Source organism: Hydrogenophaga electricum (genome assembly GCF_030160815.1).
Lineage (GTDB): Bacteria > Pseudomonadota > Gammaproteobacteria > Burkholderiales > Burkholderiaceae_C > Hydrogenophaga > Hydrogenophaga electricum.
On sequence record NZ_BSPB01000062.1, the window covers coordinates 1 to 17542 of the forward strand.

Annotated in this window: 17 protein-coding genes; 4 read left to right on the forward strand and 13 right to left on the reverse strand. The window is 66.8% G+C overall.

Translation table 11 applies throughout. The features are described from left to right. Together QQK43_RS20350 and QQK43_RS20355 are read right to left on the reverse strand one after the other, a co-directional pair. Positions 1–505 (reverse strand): Tle-like phospholipase domain-containing protein (locus tag QQK43_RS20350; RefSeq protein WP_284309233.1); only part of this gene is annotated, 505 nt, incomplete at its 3' end. Continuing rightward, positions 502–1188 carry a hypothetical protein gene (locus QQK43_RS20355; RefSeq protein WP_284309234.1) on the reverse strand — a complete coding sequence of 229 codons (687 nt, stop codon included), beginning with the start codon at positions 1186–1188 and terminating at the stop codon, positions 502–504. The genes QQK43_RS20350 and QQK43_RS20355, both read right to left, overlap by 4 nt. Positions 1189–1304: 116 nt before the next feature. Here QQK43_RS20355 and QQK43_RS20360 point away from each other — a divergent pair, with 116 nt between their 5' ends. Continuing rightward, positions 1305–1793, forward strand: coding sequence for a DUF2721 domain-containing protein (locus tag QQK43_RS20360; protein WP_234267577.1), 489 nt, complete (start codon positions 1305–1307; stop codon positions 1791–1793). A 48-nt stretch (positions 1794–1841) separates the two neighbouring features. Here the strand turns inward: QQK43_RS20360 and QQK43_RS20365 are convergent, their stop codons facing one another. Continuing rightward, complete coding sequence (locus tag QQK43_RS20365; RefSeq protein ID WP_284309235.1) at positions 1842–2777, reverse strand: LysR family transcriptional regulator; 936 nt, start codon at positions 2775–2777, stop codon at positions 1842–1844. Positions 2778–2880: 103 nt separating this feature from the next. Here QQK43_RS20365 and QQK43_RS20370 point away from each other — a divergent pair, with 103 nt between their 5' ends. Next, the gene (locus QQK43_RS20370; protein ID WP_284309236.1) at positions 2881–4407 is read left to right on the forward strand and encodes a CoA-acylating methylmalonate-semialdehyde dehydrogenase; all 1527 of its coding nucleotides are present in this window, start codon (positions 2881–2883) and stop codon (positions 4405–4407) included. Positions 4408–4494: 87 nt separating this feature from the next. Here QQK43_RS20370 and QQK43_RS20375 read toward each other — a convergent pair whose 3' ends face one another. The 10 genes from QQK43_RS20375 to QQK43_RS20420 form a co-directional block, all read right to left on the reverse strand. Beyond that, positions 4495–5529: a Bug family tripartite tricarboxylate transporter substrate binding protein gene (locus QQK43_RS20375; RefSeq protein ID WP_284309237.1), complete on the reverse strand. Its 1035-nt coding sequence runs from the start codon at positions 5527–5529 to the stop codon at positions 4495–4497. 138 nt (positions 5530–5667) lie between these two features. Beyond that, complete coding sequence (locus QQK43_RS20380; protein ID WP_284309238.1) at positions 5668–6426, reverse strand: SDR family NAD(P)-dependent oxidoreductase; 759 nt, start codon at positions 6424–6426, stop codon at positions 5668–5670. Continuing rightward, positions 6423–7475: a 4-hydroxy-2-oxovalerate aldolase gene (dmpG, locus tag QQK43_RS20385; RefSeq protein ID WP_284309239.1), complete on the reverse strand. Its 1053-nt coding sequence runs from the start codon at positions 7473–7475 to the stop codon at positions 6423–6425. The genes QQK43_RS20380 and dmpG overlap by 4 nt, the downstream gene beginning before the upstream one ends. A gap of 14 nt (positions 7476–7489) precedes the next feature. Beyond that, positions 7490–8416, reverse strand: a complete 927-nt coding sequence (locus QQK43_RS20390; RefSeq protein ID WP_284309240.1) for an acetaldehyde dehydrogenase (acetylating) — start codon at positions 8414–8416, stop codon at positions 7490–7492. Positions 8417–8427: 11 nt separating this feature from the next. Continuing rightward, positions 8428–9414, reverse strand: coding sequence for a Bug family tripartite tricarboxylate transporter substrate binding protein (locus tag QQK43_RS20395; RefSeq protein ID WP_284309242.1), 987 nt, complete (start codon positions 9412–9414; stop codon positions 8428–8430). Between the two features lie 40 nt (positions 9415–9454). Continuing rightward, positions 9455–10285, reverse strand: coding sequence for a 2-oxo-3-hexenedioate decarboxylase (gene dmpH / locus QQK43_RS20400; protein ID WP_370465322.1), 831 nt, complete (start codon positions 10283–10285; stop codon positions 9455–9457). Next, complete coding sequence (gene dmpE, locus QQK43_RS20405) at positions 10282–11082, reverse strand: 2-oxopent-4-enoate hydratase (RefSeq protein WP_284309244.1); 801 nt, start codon at positions 11080–11082, stop codon at positions 10282–10284. Before dmpE ends, dmpH begins: the two co-directional genes overlap by 4 nt. Before the next feature lie 113 nt (positions 11083–11195). Beyond that, complete coding sequence (locus tag QQK43_RS20410; RefSeq protein ID WP_284309245.1) at positions 11196–12656, reverse strand: 2-hydroxymuconic semialdehyde dehydrogenase; 1461 nt, start codon at positions 12654–12656, stop codon at positions 11196–11198. 69 nt (positions 12657–12725) lie between these two features. After that, a complete protein-coding gene (locus QQK43_RS20415; protein ID WP_284309246.1) occupies positions 12726–13169 on the reverse strand; it encodes a tautomerase family protein in 444 nt (147 codons plus the stop codon). A 14-nt stretch (positions 13170–13183) separates the two neighbouring features. Beyond that, positions 13184–14113 carry a catechol 2,3-dioxygenase gene (locus QQK43_RS20420; RefSeq protein WP_440589179.1) on the reverse strand — a complete coding sequence of 310 codons (930 nt, stop codon included), beginning with the start codon at positions 14111–14113 and terminating at the stop codon, positions 13184–13186. 216 nt (positions 14114–14329) lie between these two features. Here QQK43_RS20420 and QQK43_RS20425 point away from each other — a divergent pair, with 216 nt between their 5' ends. Then, positions 14330–15229 carry a LysR family transcriptional regulator gene (locus QQK43_RS20425; RefSeq protein WP_284309249.1) on the forward strand — a complete coding sequence of 300 codons (900 nt, stop codon included), beginning with the start codon at positions 14330–14332 and terminating at the stop codon, positions 15227–15229. A 333-nt stretch (positions 15230–15562) separates the two neighbouring features. After that, on the forward strand, positions 15563–17407 hold the full coding sequence (locus tag QQK43_RS20430) for an ABC transporter ATP-binding protein (protein WP_234267574.1): 1845 nt from the start codon (positions 15563–15565) through the stop codon (positions 17405–17407). The last annotated feature ends 135 nt before the right edge of the window (positions 17408–17542 follow it).

Below are 17542 nucleotides of genomic sequence, written 5' to 3' on the forward strand. Positions count from 1 at the left end.
CACCGCCTTCGGGAATGCGGCGGTTGAGGCTGGCCGCGCCGTAGGCGTTGAAGGTTTCGCCGTGGAGGCCGAAGTGGTGCGCACTGACCTGGGCCAGCGTGCCCCCGAGGGAGTGGCCGGTGACCGTGACCGGGCCGGCGGGAAAGTCTCTGCGCCTGTCCTGATCGGCAATCTCCAGCGCCTTGCCGGTCAGAGCGATCGCATCGTTGGCTTGCGAATTGGCACGGTTGAACACCATGCCTGCATCGGCGAGAACGCCGTCCTTGAACGCTTCGCGGTCGAACTCGGTGCCCCGGTGGGCGACGACCATCTCGCCGGTGTCCACTCTTTGGTAGACCGTGCCCTGGTAGCCGGTCTTGGGGTTGTCGACATGGGCGCGGATGAGGTACTGGATGCCGCCAACGGTGGTTTTGGGGGCCGTGTCCCGATTCAGAAACACACCGGGCCTCTGCGGCTTGTACACATCGTCGGCCAGGTTGGCGTAGTCCTGACTGGAAACGCTCATGGCTTCGCCCTCACTGTGGCCGAGATCGAGAAGAGGTTGCCGCGGAAGGCGGCAGAGAAGCCATCAGGATTTTGCCTGCCAGGATTGTCGCCACCAATGGGTAAGGAGGGGTAGTCGCCCTTCCAGTAATACCGCTTGTCCTGGCCACCGTCGCGCCAGGCTTTTTTGTCCAGGTCGAACGAATAGTTGGTCTCGACTTCTGCACCCGTGGCTTTGAACCCCACCGTCACGCCGATCAGCTCCCAGTGGCAAACCCCTTTGCCGTAGTAGTCCTCGTCGAGCAGGCCGTCGCGGTAGAACGTAGCACGGTAGTGGGTGGTGTCGATCTGCTCCGCTGCCAGCAGAATCATTTTGGTGGGCTGGCTGCGCGTGCCGGCCCACTCGCTGGTCACGAAGTTGCAGTTGAAGGACTGGTAGTGCGCAGCCCCCCCAAAGCGTGCGAACGGCCCAGGCGCATCGTGCAGCTCGAACACCACCTCGAAGCCCTCCTGGGGCGATGGGTTGACCCGCCAGAGGTGTTCCTGTGCCGACTTGTCGTTCTTGGCCGCGCCGGTGGCGCTGGCGGTACCGGGCGCGGGGCCGGCGGAATGGGTGGGTTGGCAGGCCATCAGCGCCCCCCACAGACACAGGGTGCCCAGCAGCCGCCACGCGCGGCTCCGAACCATGACCGGGACTTCATGCACACACACCTCCTTGAATCTTGTTGCGCCGCAGTTTAGCCGCAGCAGGGCCGACCGGAGGGGCACCAGGCAGGGCGCTTTGCGTACCATGCTGGCTTTTCGCCGGATTCTCTTGCGCCATGAACCTGCCCCTCGATGTCACCTCGGTCACCCACAGCGTGCAGCTGGCGGTGGCGCCCGTGTTTTTCCTGACCGCGGTGGCCGGCATGATCAGCGCCGTGGCGGGCCGGCTGGCGCGCATCATCGACCGGGCGCGGGTGCTGGAAGACAAGGTGAGGGCGAGTGCGGATCAGGAGGTGATTGATCGCCTGTTGGTGGAGCTGACCCTGTTGCGCAAGCGCGGGCGCATCGCCAACTTCGCCATCGGTTGCCTGGGTCTGTGCGGGTTCTTCATCGGCGTGACCATCGTCTCGCTGTTCCTCGGGCAGGCCTGGGAAATGCAATGGCCACAGATCGCGGTCGGCTGCTTTCTGCTGGGGGTGCTGTCGTTCCTGGTGGCTTTGGGCGCGTTCATGTGGGAGACCGTGCTGGCCACGCACCTGCTGAATTTCAAGGTGCTGGAGATGGGGAGGGAATTCCGGCCAGGGGGGGCGTCGACACGTCGGTAGTCTGTCGGCTGGCCGGTCCAGCAGGGCACTGCCTCTGAACGGCGGGCCTTATGAGAACCCCTTCGCCAGCGACTCGCGCAGAAAAACGACCAGCGCCTTGACCGCCAGCGGCACGTGGGCCGCGTAAGGCCGCACGGCGTAGATGCGATCGGCGAACGAGCCGACGGGGGTCCAGCCCGGCAGGACCTCGACCAGTTGGCCGGTCTGCAACGCCGACTGGGCACTGAAGTCCGGCAGCAGCGCGACGCCCAGTCCGGCCAGAGCGGCGTCGCGCAGGGCTTCGCTGTTGTTGGCGCTCAGGGTGCCTGCGATCTGTACCGTGACGCGCTCCCGACCGTCCTTCTTGTGGCGGGGCTCCAGGGTCCAGGCGGGCCGCTCCTGCGGGCGCGGGTAATGCAGGCAGTTGTGGGCGGACAGATCCTTTGGCCGCTGCGGCGTGCCGGCACGATGCAGGTAAGCCTGGCTGGCGACGAGCACGGAGCGTGTGGTGCACAGCTCCGTCGCAACGTGGGTGTCGGGCGGGTGCGCGGTGTGGCGGATCGCAAGGTCGAAGCCCTCGGTGGCGAGCGAACTCAGGCGGTCGGAGAGATTGAGCTCGATGCGCACCCGCGGGTACTGGTGCAGGAAACCGGGCAGCAGCGGCACGATCTGCTGGCGCGCCAGGGCCACCGGCGCGGTCACGCGCAGCAGCCCTTGCGGCGCTTCGGCCAGATCGCGAACCTGGGCAAAACTCTGCGCGATCTGATCGAAGGCCGTGCGGGTCTGGTCGACCAGCCGCTGGCCGGCTTCGGTCAGGCGCACGCTGCGCGTGGTGCGCTGCACGAGGGGCACGCCCGCGACCCGTTCGAGGTCGGCCATGCGCTGGCTCATGGCCGCCTTGCTCACGCCCAGGTGGGCGGCGGCGGCGGTGTAGCTGCCCTGTTCGGCCAGCACGGTGAGCCAGTGGCAGTGGCTCCAGAGGTCGGCCATCTTCTGGGGATTCATGGGGTTGATTGTTCATCAGAATGAACAATCATTTCAAGGTTCCGATCTTGTACCGGGCCGGGCTGCTTTCTAGACTGCGGGCATTCATCCACAGGAACCCCGCATGAACGCCCGTCACCCCGCCGTCGCCGACATTCCCCATTACATCGGTGGCGCCCGCAGCGCCGGCACGTCCGCCCGTGCTCAGGACGTGACCAACCCGGCCACCGGCGCTGTCACCGGACGGGTGCCGCTGGCCAACGCGGCTGATGTGAAGGCCGCCGTGGCTGCTGCGCAGGCCGCCTTCCCGGCCTGGTCCGACACGCCGCCCATCCGCCGCGCGCGCGTGATGTTCAAGTTCCTGGAGCTGGTCAACCAGCACAAGGACGCGCTGGCGCACGCCATCACCGCCGAACACGGCAAGGTGTTCACCGACGCGCAGGGCGAAGTCGCCCGCGGCATCGACATCATCGAATTCGCCTGCGGCATCCCGCAACTGCTCAAGGGCGATTTCACCGACCAGGTCTCCACCGGCATGGACAACTGGACCATCCGCCAGCCCCTGGGCGTGGTGGCCGGCATCACGCCGTTCAACTTCCCGGTCATGGTGCCCATGTGGATGTTCCCGGTCGCCATCGCCGCCGGCAACACCTTCGTGCTCAAGCCCAGTCCGACCGACCCGTCGGCCAGCCTGATGATCGCCGACCTGCTCCAGCAGGCCGGCCTGCCCGACGGCGTGTTCAACGTGGTGCAGGGCGACAAGGAGGCTGTGGATGCTCTGCTGGTGCACCCCGACGTCAAGGCCATCAGCTTCGTCGGCTCCACCCCGATCGCCAACTACATCTACGAAACCGGCGCCCACCACGGCAAGCGCGTGCAGGCCCTGGGCGGCGCCAAGAACCACATGGTCGTGATGCCCGACGCCGACCTCGACCAAGCGGTGGACGCCCTGATCGGCGCGGCCTATGGTTCGGCGGGCGAGCGCTGCATGGCGATCAGCGTGGCGGTGCTGGTGGGCGACGTGGCCGACAAGATCGTCCCCAAGCTGATCGAGCGCACCCAGACACTGAAGGTGCTCAACGGCACCAACCTGGCGGCCGAGATGGGCCCCATCGTGACGGCCGCCGCGCATGCCCGCATCAGCGGCTACATCGACGCGGGCAAGGCCGAAGGCGCACAGTTGCTGGTGGACGGTCGCGGCTTCGACGGCAAGCAGGCCGGCGAAGGCTGCGACAACGGTTTCTGGATGGGCGGCACGCTGTTCGATCACGTGAAACCCGGGATGAAGATCTACCAGGAAGAGATCTTCGGCCCGGTGCTCAGCTGCGTGCGCGTGGCCGATTTCGGCGAAGCCGTGCAGTTGATCAACGACCACGAATTCGGCAACGGCACCAGTTGCTTCACCCGCGACGGCAACGTGGCGCGCGAATTCGCCCGGCGCATCCAGGTCGGCATGGTTGGCATCAACGTGCCGATCCCCGTGCCCATGGCCTGGCAGGGCTTTGGTGGCTGGAAGAAGAGTCTGTTCGGCGACATGCACGCGTATGGCGAAGAGGGCGTGCGCTTCTACACCAAGCAGAAGTCCATCATGCAGCGCTGGCCGGAGTCGATTGGCAAGGGCGCCGAGTTCGTGATGCCGACAGCGAAATAAAGCCACGCTGCCTCAGCGCTCGCCTGCCCATCAGCGACGAGGTCGATGTCTGGTGACTCATGGGCTTGGCTCCGAGGGACGTCGCGATCAATCAAAGCGGATGTTCGCGTCCTTGATGAGTTTGCGCCAGTGGGCCGTGTCGTTCTGGACGAACTTGCGGGCCTCGGCTGGCGAGGAGGTTTCCGCCATGCCACCGATGAGGGCGAGGCGCTTGGCCACCTGCGGCGACGTCATTCCCTCCCGGACCGCCTTGTTGAGCTTTTCGACCAACGGCTCCGGCAACTGGGCAGGCGCGATCAAGGCCATCCAAGGGGACACATCGAAGCCGGGGAAGCCTTGTTCTGCCACGGTGGCCACACCGGGTAGCAGGGCCGACCGAGCGGGCCCTGTGATGGCCAACGCCTTCAGGCGTTTGTCATTCACCATGGCGGCAGCGGCTGCCAGCGACGTCTCGAAGTAGAGGGGAACCTGCCCGCCAAGCAGGTCCTGGATGGCGGGGGCCGTTCCCTTGTACGGCACATGCACCATCTTCACACCCGCGCGGGCGCTCAGGTACTCACCGGCCAGGTGCGAGGATGTACCTGGTCCCGAGCTCGCGTAGGTGAGCTCGCCGGGATGGGCCTTGGCATAGGCGATCATTTGCTCCAGCGTGTCGAAAGGGGCGCCCGGGTGCGCGACCAGGGCGCCGACGACTTTGCCGAGCAGGGACACCATCGTGAGGTCGGTGTCCACGTTGTAGGGGGTTTTCTTTCCCATGGCCGGCGTGATGGACAGACTGCTGATGGGGCCGATTCCCAGGGTGTAGCCGTCCGCTGGCGCCTTGGCTACCAGGTCCGTGCCGATCACGCCGCCAGCACCGGCCCGGTTCTCCACCACGACGGGTTGTCCCAGGGCTTGGCTCAGCACATCGGCGGTGACCCGCCCGATGACGTCCACGGGGCCGCCCGGCGGAAAGGGAACGATCAACCGTAGGGGTTTCGACGGGTAGTTGTTCGTCTGGGCCATGGCGCCTTGCAGGAACAGCAGACCCAGGACCAGGCCAGCGGCGCGCCACCAGCGCTGCCCATGGCGAAGCGCGAAACGGACGGATTTGAAAAAACTCTGTTGCATCTTGTCTCTCATCGTTTTTTTGCCCACCATCAGAAACCGGTCGCTGGCGGTGGAGAATCCAGCGTCGGTGCCATCCAGCCGACCCGACGGCGTCTGCCGCCATCCAGTCCGGGCGCGAGATAACGGGAACGGGTCGTTCGCCGAACGGCGTCAGGGCAGGCCTTTTCTTCGGCCGGCGTCCATGAACAGGGTGCTGCCGGCCAGGGCGTCGGCGTGCGGGTCGAGCAGCAGGCCGATGGCCCAGGCGATCTGCTCGACGGTGGTGAAGGCGCCGATGGCGGACTCGCTGCGCATCTGTTCCAACACGGCGTCGGCGTCCAGGCCGTCCTGAGCACCGCGCGCGGTGGCGACCCGGCGCAGGCGCTCGGTGTCGGCCGGGCCGGGTGCCACCAGGTGGGCCGTCACGCCGCGCGGTCCGTAGGCCCAGCTGAGCTGGCGCACCACGTTGGCCAGGGCCGCGTTGGCCACGCCGGCGGTGGCCGCGTAGGCGCTCGGCTCGAAGCCGTAGTGCCCGCCGATGGCGACGATGCGCGAGCCCTTCGCCAGTCGCGCGTCGGCCGCGCGCACCAGGCGCAGCAGGCCGCCGACCTTGATGTTGACCGCGTCGGTGATGGCGGCGGTGGGCGCGTCGAGCACGCCGCCGGCCGTGGCCACGCCCGCCCCCTGCACCAGCATGCGCACGGGGGCGTCGATCTGCCCACGGATGGCGGCGATGGCCGAGTCGTCGCCGATGTTGGCGGCGCAGGCGCGGATGTCCGGCACCTGTTGGGCCAGTTCGTTCAGGCTGTCGGCCGTGCGTGCCACGGCAATGACCTGCAGGCCCGCGTTGGCCAGGCGGCGCGTGATGTGCTGGCCCATCGCGCCGGTGCTGCCGACGACGATGGCGATCTCTTTTGTGGTGCTGCTCATGCTGCGCTCTTGAGCAGGCCGCGTTCTTTCGCCATGGTCATGGCCGTGTCTTCGATCATGTCTTCCTGGCCGCCGATCATCTTCTTGCGGCCGAGTTCGACCAGGATGTCGCGTGCCGGTACGCCGAAGCGCGCGGCGGCCCGCTTGGCGTGCAGCAGGAAGGTGGAGTAAACGCCGGCAAAACCGAGCGTGAGCGAGTCGCGGTCGACGCGGACCATGTGGTCCATCATGGGCACGATCACGTCTTCGGCCACGTCCATCAGCTTGAACAGGTCGACGCCGGTTTCGATGCCCAGGCGTTCACACACCGCCAGGAAGGCTTCGAGCGGCGTGTTGCCCGCGCCCGCGCCCAGGCCGGCCACCGAGCCGTCGATGCGCGAGGCACCGGCCTCGATGGCGGCGATCGAGTTCCAGATGCCCAGGCCCAGGTTGTGGTGGCCGTGGAAGCCGATCTCGGTCTCGGGTTTGAGGACCGCCTGGAGCGCGCTGACGCGGTCCTTCACATTGTCGGGCAGCATGTAGCCGGCCGAGTCGGTGATGTAGATGGTCTGCGCGCCGTAGCCCTCCATCAGCTTGCCCTGCTGGGCCAGGCCTTCGGGCGTGTTGAGGTGGGCCATCATCAAAAAGCCCGTGGTGTCCATGCCCAGCTTGCGCGCGAACGCGATGTGCTGGGGCGAGGTGTCGGCTTCGGTGCAGTGGGTGGCCACGTGCACACTGCGCGCACCGCAGTCGTAGGCGCTCTGCAGCTCGCGCATGGTGCCCAGGCCGGGAATGAGCAGCACCGAAACCTTGGCCTGTTTCATCTTCGGGCAGACGGCCTTGAGGTAGTCCTCGTTGCTGGCCAGCGCGAAGCCGTGCTGCAGCGAGTTGCCGCCCATGCCCGCGCCGTGCGTGACCTGGATCAGGGGCACGCCCGCGTCGTCCAGCGCGGTCGCGACCTTGACCATCTGTTCCACCGAAATCTGTTCGCGCTTGGCGTGCATGCCGTCGCGCAGGCACATGTCGTGCAGCAGGACCTTGCGGCCCTGGAGGTTCGTCCGGGTGTTCATGGGAATGGGTTCCTTCAGGCGGCCACGGCAGCAGCCGTGGGCTTGAGTTGAATGGTGCCGGCCAGGATTTCCTGGGCGAACATTTCGGCGGTGCGGCAGGCGGCCGCGGTCATGATGTCGAGGTTGCCGGCGTAGGTGGGCAGGTAGTCGCCCAGGCCCGCAACCTGCATGAACACCGCGACGCGCTGGCCGTCGAACAGCGGGCCGTTGACCAGCTTGTAGCCCGGCACGTACTTCTGCACCTCGGCGATCATGGCCATGATGGATTCGGTGATGCGGGCCTGGTCCGGCTCCTCATCGCACAGGCACTGGATGGTGTTGCGCATGATCATCGGCGGCTCGGCCGGGTTGATGATGGCCAGGGCCTTGCCCTTGCGCGCGCCGCCCACCTTCTCGATGGCGTTCGACGTGGTGTAGGTGAACTCGTCGAGGTTGGCGCGCGTGCCGGGGCCGATGGATTTGCTGGCCAGGCTGGCGACGATCTCGGCGTAGCCCACGCTCTGCACGCGGCTGACGGCGTTGACGATGGGAATCGTCGCCTGGCCGGCGCAGGAGATCATGTTGACGTTCATGACCTGCTGGTCGGCCAGTGTCTTCAGGTTCACCGGCGGCACGCACAGCGGGCCGATGGCCGCAGGCGTCAGGTCGACCATCAGCACGCCCAGTTGATTGAGCTTGCGCGAGTTCTCGGCGTGCACGTAGGCGCTGGTGGCGTCAAAGGCGATCTGGATGCCGTCTGCGGCCACATGCGGCAGCAGGCCGTCCACACCGTCGGCCGTGGTCTTCAGGCCCATGTCGCGGGCGCGTTGCAGGCCTTCGGAGCTCGGGTCGATGCCGATCATCCACACGGGATCCAGCACGGGGCTGCGCTGGATCTTGTAGATCAGGTCGGTGCCGATGTTGCCCGAGCCGATCAAGGCGCATTTGATTTTCTTGCTCACGTCGGATGCTTTCAGTCGATGGTGATCTTGGCGTCGCGGATCACCTTGCCCCAGCGGGCGGTTTCCGCGGCGATGTACTCGGTGAATTGCTCGGGCGTACCGGGCCGGGGCTCGGCACCGAACTGCGCGAACTGATCGATGGCTTCGGGGCTGGCCAGGCCTTCCCCCAACGCTTTGTTGAGCATGGTGACCACGTCCCTGGGCAGTTGGGCGGGGCCGATCAAGCCGAGCCAGGTGGGCACGTCGAATCCGGGGAAGCCTTGTTCGGCCACGGTGGGCACGCCCGGCAGCAGCGCCGAACGGGTGGCCGATGTGACGGCGATGGCCTTGAGCTTGCCGCTGTGCACGTTCGGCGCGGCGCTGGTGAGCGAGCTCTCGAAGCTCAGCGGCAACTGGCCGCCCAGGAGGTCTTGTGCGAGTTGCGAGCTGCCTTTGTAGGGTATGTGCACCATGTCAATGCCGGCCAGCGCCGAGAGGTATTCGCCGGCGAGATGGTTCGAGGTGCCGACGCCCGAGCTGCCATAGCTCAGCTTGCCCGGGTGGGCCTTGGCGTAGGCGATCAAGCCCTTGAGGTCGTTGAACGGTGCACTGGGGTGGGCGACGATGGCGCCCCTGGCGATGCCCACCATCGAGATCGGCGTGAGGTCGGTCTTGACGTTGAAGGGAAGTTTGGGGTTCAGCGCAGGGGCGATGGCCAGGCTGCTGATCACGCCCATGCCGATGGTGTAGCCGTCGGCCGGTGCCTTGGCGATGGCATCGGTGCCCAGGTTGCCACCGGCGCCGGGTCGGTTGTCGACCACCACCGGCTGCTTGAGCCGGTCGATCAGCACCTTGGCCGCCACACGGCCCATGATGTCGGTAGGCCCCCCGGGCGGGAAGGGCACGATCAGCCGGATCGGCTTGTTGGGGTAGGCGCTCTGGGCGAGCGCCGCGGGGCCAGCCAGGCCCAGGGCGGTCAAGGTCAGTGCCGAAATCAGCAGCTTGCGTCGGGAATGCATGAATGTCTCCTTGCGATGGGTGGTGCGGTGATGGGGCGACTCAGGCGAAGCGCATGGACACGCTGCCCAACGCCTGGAAGCGGGCGCTGACGCAATCGCCGGGCGCCACGGCAATGGCCTCGGTGATGCCGCCGCTCATGACGAAGCTGCCGGCCGGCAGGTGCTGGCCGATCTCATGCAGCACCTTCACGACCAGCGCGACCGCGTCGGCCGGGTGGCCGGCGACGGCGGCCGACGAGCCCATGGCCACAGCCTCGCCGTTCTTCTCGATCACCACGCCCAGGGTGGACAGATCGACGTCGGCCGGCAGGCGCGCGCGGCCGCCCGTCACGTAGCGCGCCGACGAGCTGTTGTCGGCCACCACGCTGGGCAGGTCGAACTTGAAGCCCGAGAAGCGCGAGTCGATGACCTCGACCGCGGGCACGACGAAGTCGGTCGCGGCCAGCACCTGTTCGCGCGTCAGGTCGGGGCCCGACAGGTCGGCCTTGGTGACGAAGGCGACCTCGCACTCGACGCGCGGGTGCACCAGGTCGCTGGTCTGGATGACCGAGTTCTCGGGCCGGAAAAAGTTGGCCAGCAGGAACCCGACGGTCGGCACGCGCACGCCCATCTGGTCCATCTTGGCTTTGGACGTGAGGCCGGCCTTCCAGCCGACCTGGCGTTGGCCTTCCGCCAGCCAGCGGCGCAGCAGCGCGAGCTGCACCGCGTAACCGTCACCCAGCGTCATGCCGGGGAAGTCTTCGGTCAGTTTGGGGATCGCCCTGGCCTGCGTCTGCGCGGCCTCGATGCGGTCGGTGAGTGTGGCGATGTCGGCGTCGGACAGCGCACGTTCCATGCTCAGCGGATTGAGGGTGGTGGTGGGCGAGTTCATGCGACGCTGGCCTTTCCGTGGAAGCGGGCGCGGCACTGGCCAAGGCCGCCGATGGTGCAGACCAGTTCGTCGCCGTCGGCGACGGGCAGCAGCGGTGACTGCGAGCCCGAGAGAATGATTTCGCCGGCGCGGAAGGGCAGGCCCAGCTTGCCCAGGGTGTTGGCCAGCCAGACCACGGCGTTGATGGGCGAACCCTGCACGGCCGCGCCCACGCTGGTGGAGTGCAGTGCGCCGTTGCGCTGCAGGGCCATGCCGGCCAGTTGCAGGTCGAGCTTGCGCGGGTCGCCCTTGGCGTTGCCCAGCAGGAAGACGCCGCAGCTGGCGTTGTCGGCAACGGTGTCCTGGATCTTGATCTTCCAGTCCCGGATGCGCGAGTCGACGATCTCGAAGCAGGGCGAGACGTAGGCGGTGGCGCGGATCACGTCGGTCGCGGTGATACCGGGGCCGACCAGGTCGCGTTCGAGCACGAAGGCCAGTTCGGCTTCGGCCTTGGGCTGGATCATCTGGTTCAGGTCCACGCCGTCGGCCTCGGTGCAGACCATGCCGCTGGTGAGCTGGCCGAAGTCGGGTTCGTACACGCCCAGCATGTCCTGCACCGGCTTGCTGGTCACGCCGATCTTCTTGCCGATGATGGTTTCGCCGGCCAATACGCGGCGGGCCACCATGCGCAGCGAGATGGCGTACGAATCCTGGGTGCTGATGTCGGGGAAGCGTTCCAGGAGGGGCGCGAGCACGCGGCGCTCGAGCCACGCGTCATACAGCTCGTCGCCGCAGTGTTGAATCAGGTCAGGTGACATAGACGAATGAAGGGGTGTGTGGGTGGCGAAGCCTCCAGGGCGCCGCGGAACCGGCTGTGCCGGGCCGCCAGCGCCGCCCCTGGGGGGTGACGCCGCAGGCGGCGCAAGGGGGGTCACAGCTTGATGCAGACGTTGCGCATCTCGGTGTAGAACTCCAGCGAGTGCACGCCGCCTTCGCGGCCGATGCCGCTCTGCTTGCTGCCGCCAAACGGCGTGCGCAGATCACGCAGGAACCAGCTGTTGACCCAGGTGATGCCGACGTCGATGGCTGCGGCCATGCGGTGCGCGCATTTGAGGTTCTCGGTCCAGATGGTGGTGGACAGACCGTAGCGGTTGGCATTGGCCAGCACCACGACCTCGTCCTCCTCGTCGAAGGGGCGAATGTGACAGCAGGGGCCGAAGATTTCTTCGCGCACCACGCTGGCGGTTTCGGGCAGGCCGGTCCAGATGGTGGGTTGTACCCACGCGCCTTCGCGCAGCTCGGCCGGCATGTCGGGCACGCCGCCGCCGGTGATGAGCGTGGCGCCCTCTTGCATGGCCCTGGCGTAGTAGCTCAGCACCTTGCGCTTGTGTTCCTGGCTGATCAGCGGGCCGTAGTTGCTGCCGGCGTCGCTGGGGCGGCCGTACTTCACGACTTCGCAGCGGGCCTTGAGCGCAGCGACGAAGCGCTCGAAGATCGGGCGCTGCACGTAGACGCGCTCGGTGCCCAGGCAGACCTGGCCGGTGTTCATGAAGGCCGAGCGGAAGATGCCTTCCACCGCGGCGTCGAAGTCGCAATCGGCGAACACGATGCCGGCGTTCTTGCCGCCCAGTTCGAACGAGACGTCGCGGATGCCGTCGGCGGCGGCCTTCATGATGGCCGTGCCGGTGCGGGTCTCGCCGGTGAAGGTGATGGCGTCGACGTCGTCGTGGCGCGTGACCTGTTCGCCGGCCGCGTCGGGGCCGAAGCCGTGCACCACGTTGTAGACGCCGGCGGGCACGCCGACCGCATTCATGACTTCACCGAGCAGCGTGGCGGTGGCAGGCGTTTCTTCACTCGGCTTGACCACCACGGTGTTGCCGCAGGCCAGTGCCGGACCGACCTTCCAGGTCATTAGCAGGAACGGTGCGTTCCAGGGGCTGATCACGCCGATCACGCCCTTGGGCTTGCGGATCGCGTAGTTCAGCGCGCCGGCACCGTCTGGCGTGTCCATCACGAAGCTCTCGGCCGGCACGTTCTTGATGATGTCGGCAAAGATCTTGAAGTTGGCCGCGCCACGCGGCACGAAGGCGTGCGCGATGACGTGGTGCGGCTGGCCGGTGTCGGCCTCTTCGGCGGCGACAAAGTCGTCGAAGCGCTTGGTGATGCCGTCGGCCACCGCGTGCAGCATGGCCACGCGTTTGTCGGTCGGCATCTTGCCCCAGTCGCCGTGCAGCGCGGCCTTGGCAGCAGCCACCGCAGCGTCCACCTCGGTCTGGCCGCCTTCGGCCACGGTGCCCATGAGGCGGTTGTCGCAGGGCGAGCGCTTCTCGAAGGTCTTGCCGGAGGCCGAGGGAACGAATTCGCCGTTGATGAAGTGCAGCGTGTGGGACATGGAGAAGCCGTGAGGAAAAGAAGCATGCAGGTGAGGCCGGCGCGGGCGTGCGCCGATCCCACGCGGGGTTCAGGCCGTGGCCTGGCTCGCTGCGCGGGCCGCCAGTTCGGCCGCGCGGGCCCGGCTGGCGGGCACGCCGCCGATGGCCCAGCGGTCGGGGTGGATGTGGTCGATCTGTACCCGCACGCGCCGCGGATCCCCGCCCAGCACGCGCGCCACGACCTCGCTGAGATCGGCCATCACGCGGTGCAGCATCTCGGTGCTGCGACCTTCCATCAGCGCCATGCGGATCAGCGGGATCTCCGCCTGGCCGCGCGGCATCCGCTGCAGCACCTCGTCAGCAGGTTCACCGGCAATGGCGTACAGCTCGGGGTCGACCTCGGTGATCCAGACCTGCAGCCGCTCGGGCGGAGCCTCGATGGCCCGGGCGAACGCGGCCGAGGCCTCGCGCAGCAACTGCTTGAGCACCGGCCGAGGGTGGCCGGCGAGCACATGGATGTTGGCAACGGGCATGGTGCGTCTTCCGTTCAGGTCACCACGGTCAGGAAGGTTTCGTGCATCTTGCGGTGCGCGACGTCCAGGCCACCGCCTTCGCCCAGGCCTTCCCAGGTCCAGCCGATGGGGGGCTGGTCGGGGTAGGTGGTGTTGCCGCCCGAGAAGGTTTCGAAGCGGTTGCCCGACGGGTCCCAGGCGTAGATGGTGCCGCCTCGGGTGATGCCGTGGCGGGTCGGGCCGATGTCGACCTTGATGTCGTTGGCGGCCATGATGTCGGCAGCGCGGAAAACGCGGTCGATCGACTCCATGTAGAACGAGACGTGGTGCAGCTTGCCTGGCTCGGGGTGGATCACGAAGGCAATGTCGTGCGCCTTGTTCGAGCAGGCCAGCCACAGCGCGCCCTTGGTGTCGCTGTCGGGCAGGGTCACGTATTCGGCCAGGTGGAAGCCCAGCACATTCGTGAACAGGTCCAGCACCTGGCCCACGTTCGGGCCATAGAGCAGCGCGTGGTCAAAGCGCATCGGCGCGATGCCGGTGTCCATCTTGCGGGAGTAGGACGCGGGGTTCTTGTCGCCGCGGTCGTGGCTGGTGTAGGTCTTCTGGGCGTACAACTCGATCAGATGGCCGCTGGGGATCTCGAAGCGCACGCGCTCACCGGTCTCCAGCAGGTCGCCGGCGGGAATGCGCTCGGTCTTCAGGCCGAACGCGCGGACGTCGGCTTCCAGCTTGTCCAGCGAGTGCTCGTTGTCGACCTTGAAGCCGAAGAAGTCCATGCCGGCCTGATCGGCCTGGCGCAGGATGATGCTGTGGTGATCGCGCTCGTCCCAGCCGCGCAGGTAGACGCGGCCCGAGGCGTCACGGCCGGTTTCTTCAAGGCCCAATACGTCGCGGTAATGGCGCACTCCTTCGTGGAGGTCCATCACCCGGATCTGCACGTGTCCGGGACGCAATACACCTGTCATGGCCATGTTGTCTGTCTCCATTCGTCGTTGTGGATGGGTCGCTGGGGCATCGACGTCACTGCACCCGGCCGCTGAACGTGGTTCGAACTTTAGGAGTCAGGGTCGCGGGCCGTCCAATACCATCGAACTCTGGCTGCAATACCTATTGGGCATATCAAATGCTAGGTAGTAACCCTTGTTGGTATGGAGGGGTGCGGGCCGGCAGAATCGCCCACCGTGGAACTGCGTCATCTCCGTTACTTCATCTGCGTCGCCGAAGAGAAAAACATCGGGCGCGCGGCGTTGCGCCTGCACATCTCACAGCCGCCGCTGACGCGCCAGATCCAGCAGCTGGAAGACCAGATAGGCGTGCAGCTGTTCCGCCGCACCAACCGCGGCGTGGAGCTGACCGACGCGGGGCGCGTGCTCTACGACGATGCCCGTGCCATCCTGGGCATGACCGAGCGCGCGGCCGAACGCAGCAGCAAGGCAGCGCAGGGCCTGCTGGGGCGGGTGGACGTGGCCATCTTCGGCTCCGGCATCTTCGGGGCCATCCCGCGCCTGATGCGCGCCTTTCGCGCTGAACACCCGGACGTCAGCATCTTCCTGCACAACATGGTCAAGGACGAGCAGATCGACGCCCTGCGCCATGGCCGCATCACGCTCGCCTTCAACCGCCTGATGCGGCCGGTCGATGGGCTGGTGAGCGAGGCGCTGCTGACCGAGCCGCTGTTCGTGGCCATCCCGACCGACAGCCCGCTGGCGGGACACACGGCGGTGCCCATGAACGCGCTGGAGCAGGTTCCCCTGGTGCTGTTCCCGACCGGAGCCCGGCCCAGCTTCATCGACCGGGTGCACGACATGTGTCGTGCCTGCGGCTATGCGCCGGTGGTGGCACAGGAAGTGGGCGACGTGGTGCATGCGGTGGCGCTGGTGGCGACCGGTTTCGGTGTCACGCTGGTGCCGCGTTCAGCGACTTCGATGGCGTTGCCGGGCATCGTCTACCGTCCGCTCCATCACCCGATGGGGGCGCACGTGGACCTGTGCTGCATCTACCGCCATGATGACGATTCGCCGATTCTGCGGTCGCTCCTGGCCTCCATGCGCAAGGCGAGCCGCGAGCTTTCTTTCGCGTGAAGTGGCGGGCAGGGTGTCCTCCGGGTATGGCGGCGCCGGGCCGCTGCCATGGGGTGGCGGTGTCTGCAAGGTGGCGATTCTGTCGGGTGAATTCGTCTCCTGCGTGATGAGTCGGGCTCACGTCAGCGAAGAGGACGAACGTACGGGCCGGCTTCCGACATTCGCCTGACGGTGCTCGGCGGCCTGAAAAAAACCTTGGCCGGCCGGTGGTCGATCCTGGCCACGGCGTGCAAGCCGGTCGGTAAACGCACCTGCCCGGCAAGGGCTTCGCGGGCCACCATGGGCCGGGCGCCCGATTTCTTTACGATGCGCTCCACAAGGAGCGTGCACATTTTGTTTGAGTTTTTCGAAAAGCGGATTCCGCCTTATCCCGGCCACGACGTCCGGGTGCCGCCGACCGGGTTCTTCGCCTTCGTCTGGGCCTGCACCCGGGGCTCGCGCGGCTGGATCGCGCTGCTGACGCTGACCTCGGCGCTGATGTCGGTCTACGAAGCGCTGCTGTTCGCCATCATGGGCAAGGTGGTCGACAAGCTGGGTGGCGCGGTGCCGGCCGATTTCTGGGCGCAGGAGCGCGGCATGGTGTTCGGCATCGCCGCCATCCTGCTGGGCAGCGGCGTGCTGCTGGCCTTGCACACCGCGGTGATGCACCAGGTGCTGGCGATCAATTTTCCCATGCGGCTGCGCTGGCTGTTCCACCGGCTGATGCTGGGCCAGAGCATGTCGTTCTACGCCGACGAATTCGCAGGCCGCATCACCACCAAGATCATGCAGACCGCGCTGGCGGTGCGGGAGGTGGTGTTTCTGGTGGTCGACGTGCTGGTCGGCGTGGGTGTGTACATGATTGGCATTCTGGTGCTGTCCGCCAGCTTCGAATGGCGGCTGATGCTGCCCTTCGCCGGCTGGTTCGCTGCCTACACCGCAGCGTGTTTTTACTTCGTGCCGCGCCTGGGCCAGATCGGCAAGGCGCAGGCGGACGCGCGCTCGCTGATGACCGGCCGCGTGACCGACGCCTACACCAACATCGCCACCGTCAAGCTGTTTGCCCACACGCGGCGCGAGGCCGACTACGCACGCAACGCCATGGAAGCGTTCAAGTCCACGGGCTACGCGCAGATGCGGCTGGTGAGCCAGTTCGAGATCGCCAACCACCTGATGATCGCCCTGCTGCTGCTGGGTAGCGGTGGCACCGCGCTGTGGCTGTGGACGCAGGGCCAGGCCAGCGCCGGCGTGGTGGCCGCAGTGATCGCCATGGCGCTGCGGCTGATGGGCTACTCGCACTGGGTCATGTGGCAGATGACCGGGTTGTTCGAAAACGTGGGCACGATCCAGGACGGCATCCTCACGCTGACCAAGCCGCGCAGCATCGTCGACGCGCCGGACGCGTTGCCGCTGCAGGTGCGCCAGGGCGCCATCGCTTTCGAGGACGTGGTGTTCGGCTACAAGGACGGCGGGCGGCAGGTGATCGACCACCTGAACCTGCACATCCGCCCCGGCGAGCGCGTGGGGCTGATCGGCCGCTCGGGCGCGGGAAAATCCACGTTGGTCAATTTGCTGCTGCGTTTCCACGACGTGCAGGGCGGGCGCATCACCATCGACGGGCAGGATCTCCGCAGCGTGACGCAGGACAGCCTGCGCGGAGCCATCGGCATGGTCACGCAGGACACCTCGCTGCTGCACCGTTCCATGCGCGAGAACATCCTCTACGGCCGCCCCGACGCCACCGAAGACGCCATGCGCGCAGCGGCCACCAAGGCGCAGGCGGCCGACTTCATCGAGACGCTGACCGACCTGAAAGGACGCAGCGGTTACGACGCGCAGGTGGGCGAGCGTGGCGTCAAGCTCTCGGGTGGCCAGCGTCAGCGTGTGGCGATCGCGCGGGTGATGCTCAAGGACGCGCCGATTCTGCTGCTCGACGAAGCCACCAGCGCGCTGGATTCGGAGGTCGAAGCCGCCATCCAGCAAAGCCTGGACACGCTGATGGAAGGCAAGACCGTGATCGCCATCGCGCACCGCCTGTCGACCATCGCCGCCATGGACCGCCTGATCGTGATGGACCAGGGCCGCATCGTGGAAGAAGGCTCGCACCAGCAACTGCTGGCCCAGGGGGGTATCTACGCCAAGCTGTGGGCGCACCAGAGCGGTGGATTTCTCGCCGAGCACCACGATCCGGCGCGCTAGCTGTGATGTCTCAATAGGTTGTTCACCCGGAAGGGTCAGGGAGACTGGAGTTACGACGCTTCAGAACTCTCAGAGGAATCCCCCCGGATGAACAGCCACAAGAATGCCAGAACCACCTTCGAAGGACGCAAGTTG